This is a genomic window from Promicromonospora aerolata (assembly GCF_042682255.1).
In the GTDB taxonomy this organism is placed as follows: Bacteria; Actinomycetota; Actinomycetes; order Actinomycetales; family Cellulomonadaceae; genus Promicromonospora; species Promicromonospora aerolata.
In genome coordinates, this window is the sequence record NZ_JBHUHF010000001.1 from 3,736,256 (window position 1) to 3,754,626 (window position 18,371).

Here is an 18,371-nt window from a genome sequence, read left to right on the forward strand (position 1 = left end):
CTGTCGGTGGCCGGTGGGACGATGTGCAGGTGCGACGTTCTACGACGATCCCCTTGATCTCCCGGCAGGAGCAGGTCGCCTCCCTCCTCCTGGCGGTCGGGCGCGCCTCGGCGGGCCGCCCCGGCCTGGTGCTCGTGGGCGGCGACGCCGGCGTCGGCAAGACGCGCCTGCTCAGCCATGTCGCCCAGGCGGCGGAGCAGGCCGGGGCCAGCGCCGTCGTGGTGCACTGCGTGGACCTGGGGCAGGTCGGCATCCCGTACCTCCCCTTCACGGAGGCGCTGACCCAGCTGCAGGCCGGAGCGGCCGGACCGGAGGCCGCCGCCCGGGTGGCGGAGCTCGTGGCCGAGCGGCCGGCCCTGTGGCGGCTCCTGGAGCCGGGCGGTACCGGTGACGCCGACCATGACGAGCGGCTGCAGCTCTTCGAGGGCATCGCGCGCGGCCTCGCGGTCGCGGGCGCGCCCGAGCGGCCGCTCGTCCTCGTGGTCGAGGACGCTCACTGGGCCGACGCCTCGACGCGTGACGTGCTGCGTTTCCTCGCGGCCCGCGCCCGGTCCGAGCACGTCCTGCTCGTGGTGAGCTACCGCGCGGACGACGTCGACCGGCGCCACCCGCTGCGGCCCCTGCTCGCCGAGCTGTCCCGGCTGGAGCACGTCGAGCGCATCGACCTGCGGCCGTTCGACGAGGCCGAGCTGCGCGAGTTCACCACCGCCCTGGCCGGCCGGCCGCTGGCGGCCTCCGGCTTCGCCGAGGTGCTGGAGCGGTCCGAGGGCAACGCGTTCTTCGCGGAGGAGCTCCTGGACGCCGGGCCGGACTCGGCCAGCCTGCCCTGGACGCTCACCGAGGTGCTCCGTACCCGGCTCGAACGGCTGGACCCCGAGGTGCAGCAGGTGCTGCGCATCGCGTCGGTCGCCGGACGCCGCGTGCGGGAGGAGCTGCTGCGGGCCGCCAGCGCGCGCTGGGGCACGCTGGACGTCGACGCCGCACTGCGCGAGGCCGTGACGCAGCAGGTGCTCGTCGTGTCGGGGACGCACCTGGAGTTCCGGCACGCACTGCTGGCCGAGGCGCTCTACGCCGACCTGCTTCCGGGTGAACGCTCGGCGGTGCACCGCGCCTACCTCGCGGTGATCGAGCAGGACGGCCCCGACGGCATGCCGATCGGCAGCGCGGCCGAGCGTGCGCACCACGCCTTCGAGGGCCACGATCTGCCCGCGGCGCTGAGCGCTTCGCGAGACGCCGCCCTGCGGGCCCGCCGGCTGCTCGCGCCCGAGGAGGAGCTACGGCACTGGGAGCAGGTGCTGGCCCTCTGGGAGTCGGTGCCCGACGCCGAGGAACGGCTCGGCTGCGACCGGGTCGACGTCGCGCTCTTCGCGGGCGACTCGGCCGCCCGGGCGGGCAACCCGATGCGCGCGGTCAAGCTGACCCAGCGCGCGGCCGACGGCGTCGACGACCCCGTGCGACGAGCAGGCCTGCAGCACGTGCTCGTGCACCGGTACCTCGACCTGCCGACGTGGGACGAGGAGCCAGGCCAGGTCGAGGCGGCGATCGCGGACCTGCGATCTGCCCTCGAGATACTTCCGCAGCGCAGCCCCGAGCGGATCTGGACGAACGCCCTGCTGGCCCGGGTCCTGATGATCCCCGACCAGGATGACGACGCCCGTGAGCACGCCGAGTGCGCCATCGAGGAAGCGCGAGCCGTCGGGCAGTCCGGCGCCCTCGCGGCCGCGCTGTCGACGCTCGCCGTGCTCGACGTCGCCGACCCCGACCGCGCCGCGGCGCTGTTCGACGAGGCTCGCACGGCCGCCATCGAGGCGGGGGACGCGCTCACCGAGATGCGCACGCTGTACAGCGCCACCGCCAACCGCTTCTACGCCGGTGAGCTCGAACCCGCCGAGCAGCGGGTACAGCACGCGCTCGACCGGGCGGAGGAGCTCGGCCTGGCCTGGAGCGCGCCCACCGTCAACCTGCGGATCCTGCGGGAGGTCATGCTCTACTTCCGTGGCGATCTCACGGCACGTGCCGCTGACGGCGTGCCCGCCACGTCCAAGCACATCCTGGACGCGAGCCGGATGTACGCGGCGGTCGCCCGGGGGGACGACGACGTGATCGCTCGCGGCGAGGCCCTGTTCGACCACTGGCAGAGCGACGGTCAGATCGCCCTGCTCGGCGGCGGCTGCCTGGTCGACGCCCTGACGTGGGCGGGCCGGTACGACGACGCGGCGGCCCTGGCGGTGCGGATCACCGATCATCTCGGCGAGGTGTGGACCGAGGTGTTCCTCGGCCGGATCTGGTTGTCGGCGCTGGCGATCGCCGCCTTGGCGGACGCGGCGGAGGCCGACCGGTCGGCCGGCCGCGTCGGCGCACCCGGCTCGCCCGCCGCGACCGCCGTCGAGGCTCGTACGGCCGCCCGGATCGAGCGCGGCGACTCACTTCTGGCCATCGCCAGGGAGACCGCCCAGCGCGGTCGCCCGCGCGGTGGCGTGCTCGGCCCCGAGGGCCAGGCGTGGCTCCAGCGCGCGACCGCGGAGAACGCCCGCCTGCACGCCGCCGCCGGGCACGTGCCGGCGTCGATGGACGCGGCCGGGGACGAGCCGGCCCCCGGCCTGCTGTGGCGGGAAGCCGCCGCGGCCTGGCAGGACACGGTGAACGCGTTCGACTTCGGCTACCGCTACGAGGTGGCGCGATCTCGTTATCGCTGGGCCGAGGCCCTGCTCGGCGCCGGCGAGCGCGAGGCGGCGGAGGTCGAGGCGGCCGAGGCCCTCTCGGAGGCACAGGGCATGGGCGCCACCCCCTTGGCCGATGCCGTCCGCGCGCTGGCCCGGCGGGCACGGCTCGACCTGCCGGGTGTGCGCCGCGCCACCGCGTCGACCCTGACCGACCGCGAGGAAGAGGTGCTCGGCCTCGTGGCACAGGGGCTGTCGAACCGGCAGATCGGCGAGCGCCTGTTCATCTCCACCAAGACGGTGAGCGTGCACGTGTCCAACCTGCTGGCGAAGCTCGGTGCCTCGGGCCGGGCGGAGGCCGTGAGCCTCGCGCATCAGCGGGGTCTCCTCGAGGTCTGACGTGACGAGGAGGCCGCAGGTTACCTGCCAGGCGCAAAAGGGACACATCCGGTACATCTGTCGCGCACACGCCCTTCTCTCGCAATACTGAGAAGATGCCGACGGACCTCCAGGCGTTGCGGGACCTAGAGCACGTCGGTCTCGGTGCACCCATTGCCGACGAGGCCTTCGACCGTTTCGCGCGCCTGGTCCGGCGCCATCTGAAGGTGCCGGCCGCGGTCGTGTACTTCGTGGTCCCGGAGGGACAGGTGCTCGCGGGCGCGTCCGGGATGCCGGAGCCCCTCCAGTCGAAGCGCCTGCTGCAGTACCCCGGCACGCTCACGACCCTGATCGCCACGCGCGCGGAGCCCCTGGTCCTGTCGGACGCCCGCCTGGACCCGGTGCTGCGCGACTGCTACCTCGTGCGCGAGATGGGGCTCGTCGCGGTCGCCGGCTATCCCGTCTTCGATCTGCGCGGGCGCGCAGTCGGCGCCCTGTGCGCGGTGGTGGACGAGCCACGCGAGTGGTCGGAGGACGACCGCGCGTCCCTTGCCGACCTCGCCGCCGCCTGCACCGCCGAGCTGCGCCTGCGCGCGGAGCGGGAGCGCGCACGCCGGATCCAGCAGACGGCGGTCCGGGCCAACCGGCGCAGCCGGTTCCTGCTCTCCCTGAGCGAGGCGTTCGCGAACGCCAACACCATGGACCAGGTCGAGGCGGTCATCGTCGAGGTGGGTACCGCCGGGATCGGCGCGCGCTACTGCGCCTTCGCCGTGGCCGACGCCGACGGGCGGGGCATCACCTACCGGTCGCTCGTCCACGCCGAGCCCCAGTTCCCGCAGCGGATGCGGCAGGCGAAGCTGGACGACCACCGACCGGTCTCCGAGGCGGCGCGCACCGGGCGGCCCCTGTTGTTCCGGACCAGCGACGAGATGTTGTCGGCGTTCCCGGCGCTCACGGACCTCTGCGACCCGGGGGTCGGCGCCCGTGCGTTCCTCCCGGTGGTGACGGCCGGGGTCGTGGTCGCCGTCATCGTGCTGGCCTGGGAACGGGACCGCGGACCGGACAAGGACTCGTACGCGCTCCAGACCGGCCTCGCGCACTACACGGGGCACGCCCTCGAACGCGCCCGCCTCCTGGAGGAGCGCCGCGAGTCGGCGAAGACCCTGCAGCGGGCGATGCTCAGCCGCCTGCCGGAGGTGCCGCACCTCGACATGGCGGCCACGTACTCGCCCGCCACGCGCTCCGACCAGATCGGCGGCGACTGGTACGACGCCGTCGCGGTGGACGACGACGCGACCATGTTCATGATCGGCGACGTGACCGGTCATGACATGCGCGCCGCCGCGAAGATGGGCCAGCTCCGGTCCCTGCTGCGGGCGTTCGCGTGGAGCCACGACGAGTCGCCGTCGGCCCTGCTGTCCCTGCTCGACAAGGCCAATGCGGGCCTGGGCCTGCTTGCCAGCGGAACCGCTGTGGTGGCCCGGCTGGAGCGGGTCGCCGGGTCCTACCAGCTCACCTGGTCCACCGCCGGCCACCCGCCTCCGCTCGTGCTCCGGGAGGACGGTTCGGTGGAGCGCCTCTCGGTGCAGCCGGACATGATGCTGGGCGTGCGTCCGACGGCGAAACGCACCGACCATGTCACGACGCTGCATCCCGGCGACACGCTCCTGCTCTACACCGACGGGCTCGCCGAGCAGCGCGGGACCACGCCCGACCAGTGGCTGAACCGCCTGCAGAAGACGCTCGGCGTGCTGGGCGACACGGCGACCGCGGCGCTGCCCGTCACCCTCGTACGCCGCCTCGCGTCCGACGAGCAGCGGGACGACGTCGCGGTGCTCGCCGTCCGGGTGCGGGCCGCTTCGCCGTCCGGCCCGCCGTCGCCGGGCCGACCCGCCACCGCGGAACGCAAGCTGGCCCCGTCGCTCTGCGACGTGGGACCTGCCCGCATCTGGGTCGACGACGTGCTGGAGAGCTGTGGCGTACCGATGCCCCTGCGCCGCACGGTGATGCTGCTGACGTCGGAGGCGCTGACGAACGCCGTCGACCACGGGCAGGCGCCGTTCACCGCCACCGTCGAGGTGGACATGCAGCGCCTGCGCGTGGGCGTGCGTGACTCGTCCACGGCGCAGCCCGAGCTGCGCGACCCGACGGTCACCGACTTCGGCGGCCGCGGCGTGCAGTTCCTCGAACGGCTCGCGTCGCGGTGGGGCGTGGACCGCCACGGCGAACCCACGACGACGCAGCAGCGCGCCGGCCGGCGGGGAAGCCGGCGGACCGGCAAGACCGTCTGGTTCGAGCTCGACCTGCACTGACCGCGCGAGATGCGGCAGCACCCGACCGGGGGCTCGGGGTGCCGGCTTCGGCCTGGATCGAATCCACGGGAGCGTGTCAGTGGTGCCGCGTACCGTGTGATCCATGGCACAGACAGCGTCACACCCTAGGCAGAGCACCGATGAGGGCCTGGCAGCGGACGAGCTCTCCGCGCAGCTCGAGGTCTACCGCCGCGAGCTCACCGGATACTGCTACCGCCTGCTGGGCGGCGCCTTCGACGCCGACGACGCGGTGCAGGAGACCCTCCTGCGCGCGTGGCGGTCGTACGAACGGTTCGAGGGCCGTTCCTCACTACGCACCTGGTTGTACCGGATCGCCACCAACGTGTGCTTCGACCAGCTGGGCTCCAGCCGCGCCAAGCGCGAGCGCCCCATGGGCCTCGGCGCCGCGGTCGACCCGGTCGAGGAGAGCCTCGCGACCGTGCTCCCCGAGTACGCGTGGGTGGAGCCGGTCCCGACCGACCACGTGCTCCCGGGCGCCAGCGACCCCGCCGACACCGCCGTCGCACGGGAGTCGGTACGGCTCGCCTTCGTCGCGGCGCTGCAGCACCTGCCGGCCAAGCAGCGTGCGGTGCTCATCCTGCGGGAGGTGCTGCGCTGGCCCGCGGCGGAGGTGGCCACGCTGCTGGACACCTCGGTGGCGTCCGTGAACAGTGCGCTGCAACGAGCCCGCGCCACCCTCGCCGACAAGGCCCCGGACCGGTCCGGCGCCTCGGAGCCGACGACGCCGCCGTCGGCGGACGAGTCCGAGCTGCTGGAGCGGTACGTGACGGCGTTCGAGCGGTACGACATGAAGGCCCTGGCGAACCTGCTCCGCGAGGACGCGGTCATGAACATGCCGCCGTACGCGATGTGGCTGGAGGGTATCGACAACATCCAGGCGTGGCTGACCGGTCCCGGCTACGGGTGCGAGGGTTCGCGCTGCGTGCCCATCCATGTCAACGGCACACCGGGGTTCGCCCAGTACCGGCCGGACCCGAAGGGTGGCCACTTCCCGTGGGGGATCGTCGTGCTGGAGAACGACGGCAAGCACGTCACCGGCATCACCACATTTCTCGACACGGAGAAGTGGTTCTCCCGATTCGGCCTGCCGGACCACCTGGACTAGGCGTTTGGCCATACCCTCACAAGGGTGACTGTGCGATCCGTGGTGGTCGGCGTTGACCACAAGCACCCGGACCTGGCTCGACGAGCAGCGGCGCTCGTCCAGTCCCTGGGTGGAAGCCTGATCGAGCTCGTATGTGTGTGGGTCGACGAGACAGCCGTCGCCGACTCACGAGGATTCACCGTTTCGGTGGACCCGGACATCGCCGTGTCCTCGGACGCCTACGGTGCCGACGTCCTGGCCGGGCTGAACCGGGCGATGGCCGACGTCGGACTGCCCTGGTGCGCACTGCGGGGCGCGGGCGACCCGGCCGCCGAGCTCGGGCGGGTGGCCGACGAGGTGGGCGCCGCGATGATCGTCGTCGGCTCCCGTCGGCCCGGCCTGCGCAGCTGGGCGACGAACGTCGTGGGGGGAACCGTGGCCGGCCGGCTCATCCACAACCAGCCCCGCCCCGTCGTGGTACTGCCTGAGCCGGCGTCGGCCTCATGAGCGATAGGTTCTTCCTCAACCTGTCGGACGTTGACGAGGGGACGCACCGGGTGACACACGCGCCGCACCGCGACTGGCGTTATGTCGGGCTCGTGGCGCTCGGCGGCGCCTGCGGATCGGCCGCCCGGTATCTCGTGGGCGCCTGGGCGACCGCGCCGCTGAACGCGGTGCCGGCCGGCACCATCGCCGTCCCCGTGCTGTTCCTGTTCCCCGTCAGCACGTTCGTGGTGAACGTCCTGGGCGCGTTCGCCCTGGGATACCTCCTGGAGGCCCTCTCGCGCCAGGGCCGGGAGACCGTGCGGCGCCGGAAGATCCGGCTCGGCATCGGCACCGGGGTGCTCGGAGGTTTCACCACGTACTCGGCGCTGGCGCTCGAGGTGCAGAGGCTGCTCGTCGAGGCTCCGGTCGGGATCGCCGTGCTCTACGTCGTGCTCACCCTCGCGGGCGGCACGGCGGCGTGCCTCGGCGGCATCGGGGTCGCGGCTCGCGCCGCCCGACGTCGAGGGGCCAGGTGACGACATGATCGAGCTGCTCGTCGTGGCCGTCGGCGGCGGTGTGGGTGCCGCCGCGCGCTTCATGGTCGACGGGGAGATCCGCAGCCGCCACAACGGCGGGTTCCCGTGGGGCACGTTCGTCGTGAACGTGGTGGGTTCGTTCCTCATCGGGGTGTTCTCGATGCTGTTCTTCGCGCTCGTCCAGCGGGGCGTGCCGGGCGAGTTGGCCCATCTGCTGCACATCGCCCTCGCCGTGGGCCTGTGCGGCGGATTCACCACCTTTTCCACGGCCACGGTGGAATCGGTACGCCTGGCGCAGTCCGGCCGGCTGCGTCTCGCGCTGGCGAACGCCCTGGGCACGCTGGCGGTGACGGTCTTGGCCGCCGGGCTGGGTACGGCGGTGGGCGCCCTGTTCAGCTGACCTGCGTCAGAGCGCCACCGCCGGTCGCCGTCGGCGGTGCGCTCCGGGCGTTCTTCACACAGGCGCCTCGCCAGGGTTGATCGCGCTGCGGAAGAGCTCCGCCAGGTGCGTCCACTCTTTGAGCGGTCGATCGCCGACGAAGCGCGCCGCTTCCTCAGGCGTCCGGTTCACCAGCGCGATGTCGACGACGAACGAGCCGTCGCCCTCCCGCCACACGACCGCAGCGTTCGTCCGCCGGCTCGACCCGCTGATCCCGGCCCGGAGCTCGTTCTCCGGCTTCTGCACCCGCTCGATCAACGGGTAGTCGCTGGTGTGTTCCCAGCTCGACCACGCGTAGCTCAGCGCACGATCGAGATCCGCCTTCGCGGAGGTCACTCGCACCTCGCCGATCGCCGCCAGGCCAAGGCCGAGGCCCTCGATGACCTCGGTCACCTGCTGTTCTTTGCTTGCCATGTTCGGACACTACGGGCACGCCACGCCGAAACCGGTCTTCGGGCGGCATTTCCCCCAGATTGTTCCCGTACTGCGGCCTACGGCGCTTCCAGCGTGCTCAACGTACGCGTGTCGGTGTGCCGTGGCAGGCTTCCCCCCATGAGCCTCATGCTCCTCGACACCGCCTCGCTGTACTTTCGCGCTTTCTTCGGCGTCCCCGACTCGCTGCGGGCGCCCAGCGGCATGCCCGTGAACGCCGTCCGCGGGCTGCTCGACACCATCGCCTGGCTGGCCACGACCCATGGACCCGACCGCATGGTCGCGTGCTGGGACGACGACTGGCGCCCCGCGTTCCGGGTCGAGGCGATCCCGAGCTACAAGGCGCACCGCGTCGCGCACGAGGTGCCGGGCACCACCGGCATCGAGGAGGTGCCGGAGGTGCTGCGCGCCCAGGTCCCGATCATCGCGGACGTGCTCGCGGCGCTCGGCATCGCGCGCGTCGGCGTACCCGGCTACGAGGCGGACGACGTCATCGGCACCCTGACGACGCGCGCGGTCGAGCAGCAGGCCGGTCCCGTGGACATCGTCACCGGCGACCGCGACCTGTTCCAGCTGGTCGACGACGCCGCGGGCGTGCGTGTGCTGTATCCCGCCCGGGGCATCCGCGATCCCGACGTGGTGAACGAGGCGCGGCTGGCCGAGCGGTACGGCGTCACGTCGGGCCAGGCCTACGCCGACATGGCGACGCTCCGGGGCGACCCGAGCGACGGCTTGCCGGGGGTTCCGGGGGTCGGCGAGAAGACGGCAGCCAAGCTGCTCGCCCAGTACGGCACCCTGGCCGGCATCCTCACGGCACGCGATGACGGGGACAAGGGCCTGACGACCACGCAGCGTCGCCGCCTCCAGGAGGCCGACCCGTACCTGCGGGTGGCACCCGTCGTGGTGCAGGTGGCGCGGGACGTGCCGCTGCCCGCCTTCGATCCGGCGGTGCCAGCGGCCCCCGCCGACCCGGCGGCGCTGGAGGCACTGACCGCGCAGTGGGGCCTGAAGTCCAGCGTGGAGCGCGTACGCACCGCGTTCGGCTGGGCCTGAGCCCCCACGACGGGTCGGTCAGCGTCTGACACGTGGGTCAGGCACGTGGGTCAGGCTCGGACAGCCGCGTCGTAGCGGTCCAGCACCACCTGGACCAGGCGCGGGTCGGCCTTCTCGGCTCCGGCCGGTCCTGCTACCGGGTCGGTCACGACGTCGGCACCCGCCTCCAGCACGCGGTCCAGGAAGTATCCGGACGCCAGCAGGTACGACACGACGATCACTCGCGTCGCGCGTGTCCCCTGGCCGGCGGCTCGGGCCGCCGCCACCGCCGCAGGCACCCGTGGTTCCGCGCCCGCACCGTACGACGGGGTCACGGGACGCCCGAGGCGCTGGGCCAGGGCGCTCGTGACCTCCTCGACGGCGGTCGCCGCGGCCGCTACCGAGGAACCAGCCGCGGCGAGCACGACCGCGTCGTCGGACCGGAACGGGCCGTGTGCCGCTTCGGCAGCGGCATACCGGTCGGCGAGGATGTCGACGAGCAGCGGGTGCGGCCCGAGCGGATCGGCGGCAACCGCACCGGCGACGATTCCGTCCGCACCGGCGGCGCCGCCGTCCGGGCCGTTGGCGTTGACCCCCGCGACCGCCTGCGCGATGTCGTGCCGCACGTGATACCCGGTGGACAGCAGCAGCGGCACGACGACGGCAGCACCCGCGTCCCGCACGGCACCCACAAGTACCTCGCCGACGTCGGGCTGCTGGACGTCCACGAACGCCTCGCGTACGTCGAGCTCCGGCCGGGCCGCGCGGACACCGGCGAGCAGGGCTCGCACGGCCGCCTGCCCGGCGGGGTCGTCGGTGCCGTGGGATGTCCCGACCAGTACCGCGCTCATCGTCTCTCCTCGTCCCTCTAGCCTCAGTTCGGTCGGTTGACGTGAGATCGGTCCATTAATTGACCGAACTCAGATCAACCGACCGAACTCACTCCCGGCCAGCGAGCGGCCGACCGCCCACCTCAGCCCGTGTTCTGCAGGCCCGCCGAGACGCCGTTGACCGTGAGCAGCAGCAGATGCTGCAGTCGGCCGGCGTAGGCGCCGTCGACCGTGGAGCCTCCGTCGGACCCGGTGCGCAGGCCGCGCAGCGCGCGGACCTGGAGCAACGACAGGGCGTCGACGTACGGCGACCGCAGCTGCACGGCCCGGCCCAGCACTCGCTTGGAAGCCAGCGGCCACTCGTTGCCACTGATCTTCAGCACCCACTCGCGGGTGAGGCGCAGCTCGTCGAGCACCATCTCCGCCAGGTCGTCCCGGTCACCCAGGGCGAGGTACTGCGCCGCGATGCGCTCGTCGGTCTTGGCGAGCGACATCTCGACGTTGTCGAGCAGCGTCGCGAACAGCGGCCACTCGTTGCGGGCGGACCGCAGGAGCTCCACGTCGCCGCACGCCGCCAGCGCCGTACCCAGGCCGTACCAGCCGGCCAGGTTGATTCGGGCCTGCGACCACGAGAAGACCCACGGGATGGCACGCAGGTCGTCGAGCGAGTTGACCGAGAGGCCACGCTTGGCGGGGCGCGACCCGATCGGCAGCAGACCCACCTCCTCCAGGGGCGTGACCTGCGCGAACCACTGCGGGAACCCGTCGGCCTTCACGAGCTGGTGGAACCGATCGCGGGACGCGGCGTCGAGCGCCTCGGCGAGCGGGGCGAACTTGGCCGTGGCGTTCTCGTTCACGGCCTCGACCGACGGCGCGGAGGCGAGCAGCGTCGCGGCGGCCACCTGCTCGATGTGCCGGGACGCGATGACGGGATCGCCGTACCGCGCGAGGATGACCTCGCCCTGCTCGGTCAGCTTGAACCGGCCGTCCACCGAGTGCGGCGGCTGGGCGAGCACCGCCCGGTTGGCGGGGCCACCACCGCGGCCGAGCGCACCGCCGCGGCCGTGGAACAGGGTGAGCTTCAGCTCGTTGTTACGTGCCCACTCGGCGATGCGCGACTGGGCGTCGTGCAGGGCGAGCGTCGCCGCCACCGGGCCGACGTCCTTGGACGAGTCCGAGTAGCCGAGCATCACCTCGACCCGTCGGCCGTTCTCGGCCAGCCGCTTCTGCACGGCGGGCAGCGTGAGCATCGAGTCCAGGATCGGCACCGAGTTCTGCAGGTCCGCGAAGGTCTCGAACAGCGGGATCGCGTCGATGACGGGTCCGGCCTCGGGGTCGTCGGCGAACGCGTACGAGGCCAGCTCGTAGACCGCGGCGAGGTGCTCCGGCGCCTGCGTGAACGACACGATGTACCGGCGCGCGGCGCGCTCACCGAACCGGCGCTGGATGGCACCGAGCGCACGGTAGGTGTCGAGCACCTCGCGGGTCTTGTCGCTCAGCGCCCCGTTGACGCCCAGCTCGCGGATCTCCTCGAGCGCCGCGGCGTGCACCTGCGAGTGCTGCCGCACCTCGAGCTCCGCCAGGTGGAACCCGAAGGTCTGCACCTGCCAGACCAGGCGCTGCAGGTCTCCGTAGGCCGCGCGTGCGGCGCCGGCCGCCACCAGCGAGTCCTGCACCACCAGCAGGTCCGCCTCGAACTGCTCGGCGTTGGCGTACGCGAGGTCGGCGTCGCGCGACCGGGTGGCGGCGACCCGCTCGGCGAGCGCCAGCATGACGGCACGGTGCGGTTCGTTCGGCGACGCGGCCTCGGCACGGCGGGCCACGCCGTCGGACATCTGGCGGATCCGCTGCCACAGCGCATTGAGGTCCGACGACGGCGTGGTGCCCTCGGCGTCGAGCGTCAGCTTGCGCCCGGTCTCGACCGCCTGGCGTTCCAGCGCTGCCAGCGCGTGGTCGGCCGCGAGCGTCGCGGCCTGGCGCGTGACCTCCGCGGTGACGTTCGGGTTGCCGTCGCGGTCGCCACCGATCCAGGTCCCGAGCTTCACGAACGGCTTGGCGACAGGGGTGGCGCGGCCGGCGTCGTCGGCCAGGAGCCAGTCGTCGAGGCGGCGGTACACGTCGCCGAAGACGTCGACGAGCACGGCGTCGAACACGCCCATGACCGTCTTGACCTCGTCGATCACCGACGGCTTGCTGGTCCGCACGGGCGCGGTGCGCCACATGGTGTCGATCTCGGCGAGGAGGCGCCGCTCGTTCTCGGCGAGGCTGACCCCGCCGGGGCGCCGGGTGTCCCGCTCGGCCAGCAGGTCCGCCAGCCGGCGGATGGTGCCGCTGATCGCGCGGCGGCGAGCCTCGGTCGGGTGGGCCGTGAGCACCGGCCGGAACTCGAGCTCGCCGAGCCTGCGCAGCGCCTCGTCCCGCCCCACCTCCTCGGTGAGCCGGGCGAAGGCGGCGGGGATGGTGTCCTCGAGGACGGCCGGTCCGGTGCTCGCCTCGGCCTCCCGGGAGCGCAGCACACGGACGCGGTGGTACTCCTCGGCCAGGTTGGCGAGGTGGAAGTAGCAGGTGAACGCGCGGGCGACCTGTTCGGCACGCTCGACCGAGAAGGACGCCACCACGTCCGCCGCCTCGTCCAGGGCGCGTGGCGATGGGTCGCCGTAGGCACGGATGGTCAGCTCTCGCAGACGTTCGACGTCGTCCAGCAGGTCCTGGCCCCCGTCCTCGCGGAGAATCCTGCCGAGAAGGCCGCCAAGGAGGCGCACGTCCTCGCGCAGCGGGTCGGGTACCTCGTGCCGGGCGTTGCCGCGAACGGTCTGAGTTGATTCACTCACGGGCTAGAGCCTAGGACGAGATTGCCAATGCCTGTTCATCGTGTCCGGTTGTTGGTCTGGTCATGACCTGTCCCGCTCTGGTTGGCTGTCTGTCTGTGACCGGCTATGACGCAGAGTTCCTCGGTTTCACCGTCCCGCTCCCGGTCTCACCGGTCGAGGTTCGTGTGCTGGACTACACCCACTTCTCGGTCCTGCTCGACCCGGACCGCCGCCTCGCAGCGGCCACCGCCTGCGTCGTCGACGGCGCATCCCTCCTCGCCCTGCGCCGGACGGGCCGGTGGCGGCTCGACGAACGGGTCCCGACCGAGGAGCAGTCGGGCAACGAGCTGTACTCGGGCAACCCGCTCGACCGGGGTCACCTCGTGCGCCGCCTCGACCCCGTCTGGGGCGACGCCGAGACCGCCACCCGGGCCAACCACGACACGTTCACCTACCCGAACGCCGCACCGCAGGTGAACAGGTTCAACCAGTCCAAGGAGCTGTGGAACGGCCTCGAGGACCATGTGCTCGCGTACGCCGCAGCCCACGACCACCGCATCGCCGTGCAGACCGGGCCGGTCTTCGCCGCCGACGACCCGCCCTACCGGGGAGTACACATCCCGCGCCTGTTCTGGAAGGTCGTCGCGTGGGTCGGTCCGGGCGACGTGCTGCGGTGCACGGGCTTCGTGCTGGACCAGACCCCCCAGCTCGACGACGCCCGGCTCGACGAGGTCACCACCCAGGCACTGGCCCGGGACGACATCCCGCCCCTGGGCCCGTTCCGCACCTACCAGGTACCGGTGGCCGACGTCGCGGCGCTGACCCGGCTGGGCCTCGGCCCACTCCCCGCGGCCGACGTGCTCGCGGTGCCGCCCCCGACACCGGCGGGCACCCGGCCCACGGACATCACCATCCACCGGCTCCCGCGCGCGCGAACGTGGTCGGAGATCAGGACGAGCGACCAGATCGTCCTGCCCCGCACCTGAGCGGTCTCGACCGACGTGGCCGTGACTACGGTGGGCGGTCAGCCCAGGCGCTCACGCAGCCAGGCGATGTCGGGCGCCATGTCGCCCTTCGTCTCGCAGATGACGGGGGCGTTCGCCGCCGCGACCACCCCGACCAGCAGCTCCTCCGGGATCTGGCCCTCGCCGAAGTGGATGTGCCGGTCGGCCCCCGACCCGGCGACGTCCCGGGAGTCGTTGGCGTGCACCAGGTCGATGCGGCCGGTGATCGCACGGATCTGCTCGACGGCCGTCACGAGGTCGATCCCGCCCGCCCAGGCGTGGCAGGTGTCGAGGGTGAACCCGACGTTGTCCCCACCGTTCGCCGTGGTCACGGCCGCCCACAGCGCCTCGATCCGCTCCAGGCGGCGCGCCATGGAGTAGTCGCCGCCCGCCGTGTTCTCGATGAGCACCGGCACGTCGGTCTCCAGGGCGTCGATCGCCTTGCGCCAGTTGTCGAAGCCCTTGGCCGGCTCGTCGTTCGCGGTGACGTGCCCGCCGTGCACCACGACGCCCTTGGCACCGATCGCCCCGGCACCGTCCATGATCTGCTGCAGCAGCTTGCGGCTCGGGATGCGGATCCGGTTGTTGGTGGACGCCACGTTGATCACGTACGGGGCGTGCACGTAGAGGTCGAGACCGGCCGCCGCGGCGTCGGCCCGCAGCGCCTCAGCGCCACCCTCGTAGGGCAGCTCGGGGACCTTCCACGCCTGCGGGTCGCTGAGGAACACCTGCACCGTGTCCGCACCGAGCGTCTTGGCCGCCCCGATCGCGTCGGTCAGGTCCACGTGTGCGCCGATCTTCACCATGGACCCCACCATAGAACGGCACACCGACACGGCGACGGCCCGCAGTGGCGCCCGGTGCCGGCGGTGGCGGGTCGGCACCCGGCATCAGCCCAGCCCGCGCACGCTCCCCGCACTGACGGCCAGCAGGTTGCCGTCGACCGCGACCAGCGGGGTCTCCTGCCGCAGGCTGAGGACGTCGGCCATGGCCACGTCCCAGGCGAGCCGGCCGGAGGCGGCGTCGAGCGACACGAGGGTCGCACTGCCGGCCTCATCCTCCAGGTAGAGGAGCACGTACCGGCCGTCGGTGAACGCCTGGTGCGGGAACCTGCTCCAGATCGGCGCGCCGTCGCGGCGTGCCGCCGGGGCCCACACCCACCGCTCCGCGCCGGTGGTCGCGTCCAGGCCGTGCACGGCACCGTCCTCCGCCAGGAGCACGGCCGTCCCGGCGGCCTCGGCGGCGAACCACACGAACGTCGCCCCGGACGTGCCCGCCCAGCGCGGCGTCCCGTCGGACTCGTAGGCCTGCAGGCGGGACTCGCCCGTGCCCGTGTCCGTGTCCGTGCCGAGCAGCATGCCCGTGCCGTCGATGACGCTGGCCTCGAACGGGTTGTCGGTGACGGTCTCGAGCACCTCACCGTCGGCGGAGTAGAGGATGTCGCGCGTACCGCGGCGGAGTCCGAGCGCGACATAGCCGCCGGTAGAGAGGCTTGCGATGTGGCCGGCGTCCCCGGGTTCGCCCGCCTCGTGCAGCAGCGCGCCGTCCGACGTGACCGAGGCATGGGCACCACAGCCGTACAGGTCCACGCGATCGGCGCTGATCTGCGCGCCGAACGTCTCGGTGTCCGGCAGGTCGCCGTCGCGGCCGCGGCTGGGCAGCCCGTCCCAGGACCGGTCCCACGGCAGCACGCAGGCCGCGGCCGGGGTGGCCACGTACGGAGCGGTCACCTGCCAGCGCTCCGCGCCCGTGACCGCGTCCTCGGCGCGTACCGCGATGCCCCGGCCGGTCTCCACCGTCCCCGTGCACTCGCCCGACGGCCGGCACACGGCAGCTCCCAGGTCCGGCGCCGCCGCAGGACCGACGCGCCGGGCGCGCAGCACCGTTCCGCCCGGACCGGGCCGGGCGGTCCCGTACCGGGCCGTGTCCGCGGCGTCGAGCACCCGTGCGGACGGGACGCCGTCCGGGCCCACGGCGACGACTTCCCGGTCGGTGCGTGGCCCGTGGACGCACACCACGCTCGCGGTGGCCACCGGCTCCCAGCCCGGATAGCCGACTGGTCCACATTCGGGCTCCTCGGCCAGCGGGACCTCCCAGGCCTCCGCGCCCGAGGCCGTGTCCAGGGCCAGCAGATCGCCTGCCGACACGAACACGAGCAGGTCGCCCAGCGCCGCCACCTGGGCCGTGCCGCCCTCCCTGCCGAATCCGCCGTAACCCACGGTGCCCTTCCACTCCCACAGCTCGTCGAGCCGCGACGACACGTCCACCGCACCGCCGTTCACGGCACGGATGCGGTCGACACGGTCGGCCTCCCGCACCCCGTCGACGGCGTACGCCGTACCGAGCACCATCGCCAGCACCGCCGCGAACGGGGCCAGGGTGCGCAGTCGTGCGCTCAGGACGCCGGTGTCCCCGAGGAGGCCGCCCGTCCGGGACCCGGGCTCATCCGCCCCGTCCGGCGCACCGGTGCGCGCGTCGTCGCCCGCCGCGTCGTCATCACCCACCGCGTCATCGACGAGGTCGAAGACGAGGCTGTCGTCCTCCTCGGGTTCACGTGCCATGCGCCGAGAGTATGCCGGGCGGAACGCGGGTTCACCGATAGCGGCCGGTTCGTTGCCGGTCAGGGACCGGGCAGGCCGGCGCGACCGGCGCGACCTGCCGCTCAGCCGAGGCCGCGTACCCCCCGGGGCGTGACGTCGACCAGGTTGCCGTCCACCGCGACGAGGCCTCTGTCGAATCCCCCGCCAGTACGGTCGGCGGACGCCTCCCGCTCCCAGAGCACGGCACCCGAGCGGGCGTCGAGCGACACCATGCCGATGCCCCCGTTTCCGCTGTGGGTGGCCAGCAGCACGGAGTCCCCGTCGGTGAACCCGCGCATCTCGTACCACTCTCCGGGCTGGGCCTCGTCCGTGTCCGAGCCGTTCCACGACCACCGCTCCGCACCGGTCGCCAGGTCCAGCCCGTGGACCGCCCCCGACCACGAGGCGACGACGGCGGTCCCCGCCACCTGAGCGATGAAGCGCGTGACATCGGCCGGCGACGAGACGCCCCAGCGCTGCGAGCCGTCCACCTCGTAGGCTCGCAACCGCGGCGCGTCCGGCCCCACGGCGATGAGCAGGCCCGGTTCCACGGTGTCCACCGCGTCAGGTTCGAGCACACGCCTACGCCCGTCGAACTCGCGGACCACGTCACCTTCGGCCGAGTAGAGCGTGATGCGGACATCGTCCTCGTCCTCGTCGTACTCGTACTCGATGTACCCGCCGCCGCTGACGGGGGACACCTCGCTCATCCCCGGTTCGAGGCCCAGGCCGAGCACCTCCCCCGTCGTCGTCACGCCGGCCTCGATGCCGCAGCCGTACAGCCGCACGAGCTCCCCGGTGGTCCGTGCGCCGAAGCCCTCCGTGTCGATCATCTGCTCGAAGTCCGTCGTTCCGCCCGTGCTGCTCCATGACGTGCCCGACCAGTTGTTGCACCGGTCGGCCGCCGTCGGCCGGAACGGGACGGTCACGGACCAGCGCTCCTCGCCGGTGACGGCGTCCTCGGCACGGATCTCGAGGTCGCGACCCGCCTCGACGGTGCCGGTGCACTCCCAGGTCGACTCCGTGCACTCGACGGAGTCGAGGGCTCCCACCGGTTCCGGCCCGACCCGCTGCGCGCGGAGCACCGTGCCGTCCGACCCGGGACGGGCGCGTCCGTACCGGCGCAGGTCCGCGGTACCGAGGCTCCGGGCAGCACCGGCCACACCGTCCGGGCCGACCACCGTGACCTGCCGGTCCCGGTCGGGACCGGCCACGCACACCAGGGTCGATGTCGTGATCTCGGCCAGGCCCGCGTACCCCATCGGCCCACAGTCCGGAGCGGCGCCCAGCTCGACCACCCAGGCCTCGTCACCGGTGGCCGGGTCCAGGCCCACCAGCCGGCGCTCCGACTGGAACGCGAGCAGACCACCGAGCACGGCCACGTCGTTGGTCAATCCGCGGGTCATCGACCCGAAGGGGCCGACCGCGCCCTCCCAGGCCCACGTCTCCTCGAGCGGCGACGACACGTCCACCACTCCGCCCCGCGCATCACGCATCCGCTCCATCCGCACGCTGTCCCGGACGCCGTCGACGGCGAACCCCGTACCGAGCACGACGGCCAGGAGCGCCGCGACCGGAGCGAGGACGCGCAACCGACCGCCCAGCCAGCCCGACGGCGGTGGGCCGACGTGCTCCGCGCCGTCGTCGTCCGGCGTCTCCGCGGCAGCCGAGCCGGCTGCGGCGGCGGGTGGCTCGAGGTCGGTGTCGTCGTCGACCAGGTCAAAGACGAACGCACCAGTCTGGTCCGGATCGCGTGCCATGCGAACGA

Annotated in this window: 14 protein-coding genes; 8 read left to right on the forward strand and 6 right to left on the reverse strand. The window is 72.8% G+C overall.

The genetic code is table 11. From position 1 onward, the window contains the following. Window positions 1-29: 29 nt before the first annotated feature. From ACFSL2_RS16655 to ACFSL2_RS16680, 6 genes are all read left to right on the forward strand, one after another. On the forward strand, window positions 30-3,059 hold the full coding sequence (locus ACFSL2_RS16655) for a helix-turn-helix transcriptional regulator (protein WP_377198907.1): 3,030 nt from the start codon (window positions 30-32) through the stop codon (window positions 3,057-3,059). A 95-nt stretch (window positions 3,060-3,154) separates the two neighbouring features. After that, entirely contained in the window at window positions 3,155-5,350 is a 2,196-nt protein-coding gene (locus ACFSL2_RS16660) for a SpoIIE family protein phosphatase (protein WP_377198908.1), read from the forward strand. 103 nt (window positions 5,351-5,453) lie between these two features. Continuing rightward, window positions 5,454-6,476, forward strand: a complete 1,023-nt coding sequence (locus ACFSL2_RS16665; protein ID WP_377198909.1) for a sigma-70 family RNA polymerase sigma factor — start codon at window positions 5,454-5,456, stop codon at window positions 6,474-6,476. 24 nt (window positions 6,477-6,500) lie between these two features. Next, window positions 6,501-6,962, forward strand: coding sequence for a universal stress protein (locus ACFSL2_RS16670; protein ID WP_377198910.1), 462 nt, complete (start codon window positions 6,501-6,503; stop codon window positions 6,960-6,962). Further along, on the forward strand, window positions 6,959-7,477 hold the full coding sequence (locus ACFSL2_RS16675; RefSeq protein WP_377198911.1) for a fluoride efflux transporter FluC: 519 nt from the start codon (window positions 6,959-6,961) through the stop codon (window positions 7,475-7,477). The genes ACFSL2_RS16670 and ACFSL2_RS16675 overlap by 4 nt, the downstream gene beginning before the upstream one ends. Before the next feature lie 4 nt (window positions 7,478-7,481). Continuing rightward, window positions 7,482-7,877 (forward strand): fluoride efflux transporter FluC, encoded by a 396-nt coding sequence (locus tag ACFSL2_RS16680; protein WP_377198912.1) that lies wholly within the window; start codon window positions 7,482-7,484, stop codon window positions 7,875-7,877. A gap of 54 nt (window positions 7,878-7,931) precedes the next feature. Here ACFSL2_RS16680 and ACFSL2_RS16685 read toward each other — a convergent pair whose 3' ends face one another. Beyond that, window positions 7,932-8,309, reverse strand: a complete 378-nt coding sequence (locus ACFSL2_RS16685; protein ID WP_377198913.1) for a hypothetical protein — start codon at window positions 8,307-8,309, stop codon at window positions 7,932-7,934. A gap of 159 nt (window positions 8,310-8,468) precedes the next feature. Here ACFSL2_RS16685 and ACFSL2_RS16690 point away from each other — a divergent pair, with 159 nt between their 5' ends. After that, the gene (locus ACFSL2_RS16690; RefSeq protein ID WP_377198914.1) at window positions 8,469-9,401 is read left to right on the forward strand and encodes a 5'-3' exonuclease; all 933 of its coding nucleotides are present in this window, start codon (window positions 8,469-8,471) and stop codon (window positions 9,399-9,401) included. 50 nt (window positions 9,402-9,451) lie between these two features. Here ACFSL2_RS16690 and ACFSL2_RS16695 read toward each other — a convergent pair whose 3' ends face one another. Then, the gene (locus ACFSL2_RS16695; RefSeq protein ID WP_377198915.1) at window positions 9,452-10,231 is read right to left on the reverse strand and encodes a sirohydrochlorin chelatase; all 780 of its coding nucleotides are present in this window, start codon (window positions 10,229-10,231) and stop codon (window positions 9,452-9,454) included. 122 nt (window positions 10,232-10,353) lie between these two features. Next, complete coding sequence (locus ACFSL2_RS16700) at window positions 10,354-13,041, reverse strand: phosphoenolpyruvate carboxylase (protein ID WP_377198916.1); 2,688 nt, start codon at window positions 13,039-13,041, stop codon at window positions 10,354-10,356. Between the two features lie 95 nt (window positions 13,042-13,136). On the opposite strand from ACFSL2_RS16700, the gene ACFSL2_RS16705 reads away from it, so the two are divergent. Continuing rightward, entirely contained in the window at window positions 13,137-14,006 is an 870-nt protein-coding gene (locus ACFSL2_RS16705; RefSeq protein ID WP_377198917.1) for a DNA/RNA non-specific endonuclease, read from the forward strand. Between the two features lie 38 nt (window positions 14,007-14,044). Here the strand turns inward: ACFSL2_RS16705 and ACFSL2_RS16710 are convergent, their stop codons facing one another. From ACFSL2_RS16710 to ACFSL2_RS16720, 3 genes are all read right to left on the reverse strand, one after another. Beyond that, entirely contained in the window at window positions 14,045-14,830 is a 786-nt protein-coding gene (locus ACFSL2_RS16710; RefSeq protein ID WP_377198918.1) for a deoxyribonuclease IV, read from the reverse strand. Between the two features lie 84 nt (window positions 14,831-14,914). Next, window positions 14,915-16,585, reverse strand: a complete 1,671-nt coding sequence (locus ACFSL2_RS16715; protein ID WP_377198919.1) for an outer membrane protein assembly factor BamB family protein — start codon at window positions 16,583-16,585, stop codon at window positions 14,915-14,917. Between the two features lie 101 nt (window positions 16,586-16,686). Then, entirely contained in the window at window positions 16,687-18,363 is a 1,677-nt protein-coding gene (locus ACFSL2_RS16720; RefSeq protein ID WP_377198920.1) for an outer membrane protein assembly factor BamB family protein, read from the reverse strand. Window positions 18,364-18,371: the final 8 nt, after the last annotated feature.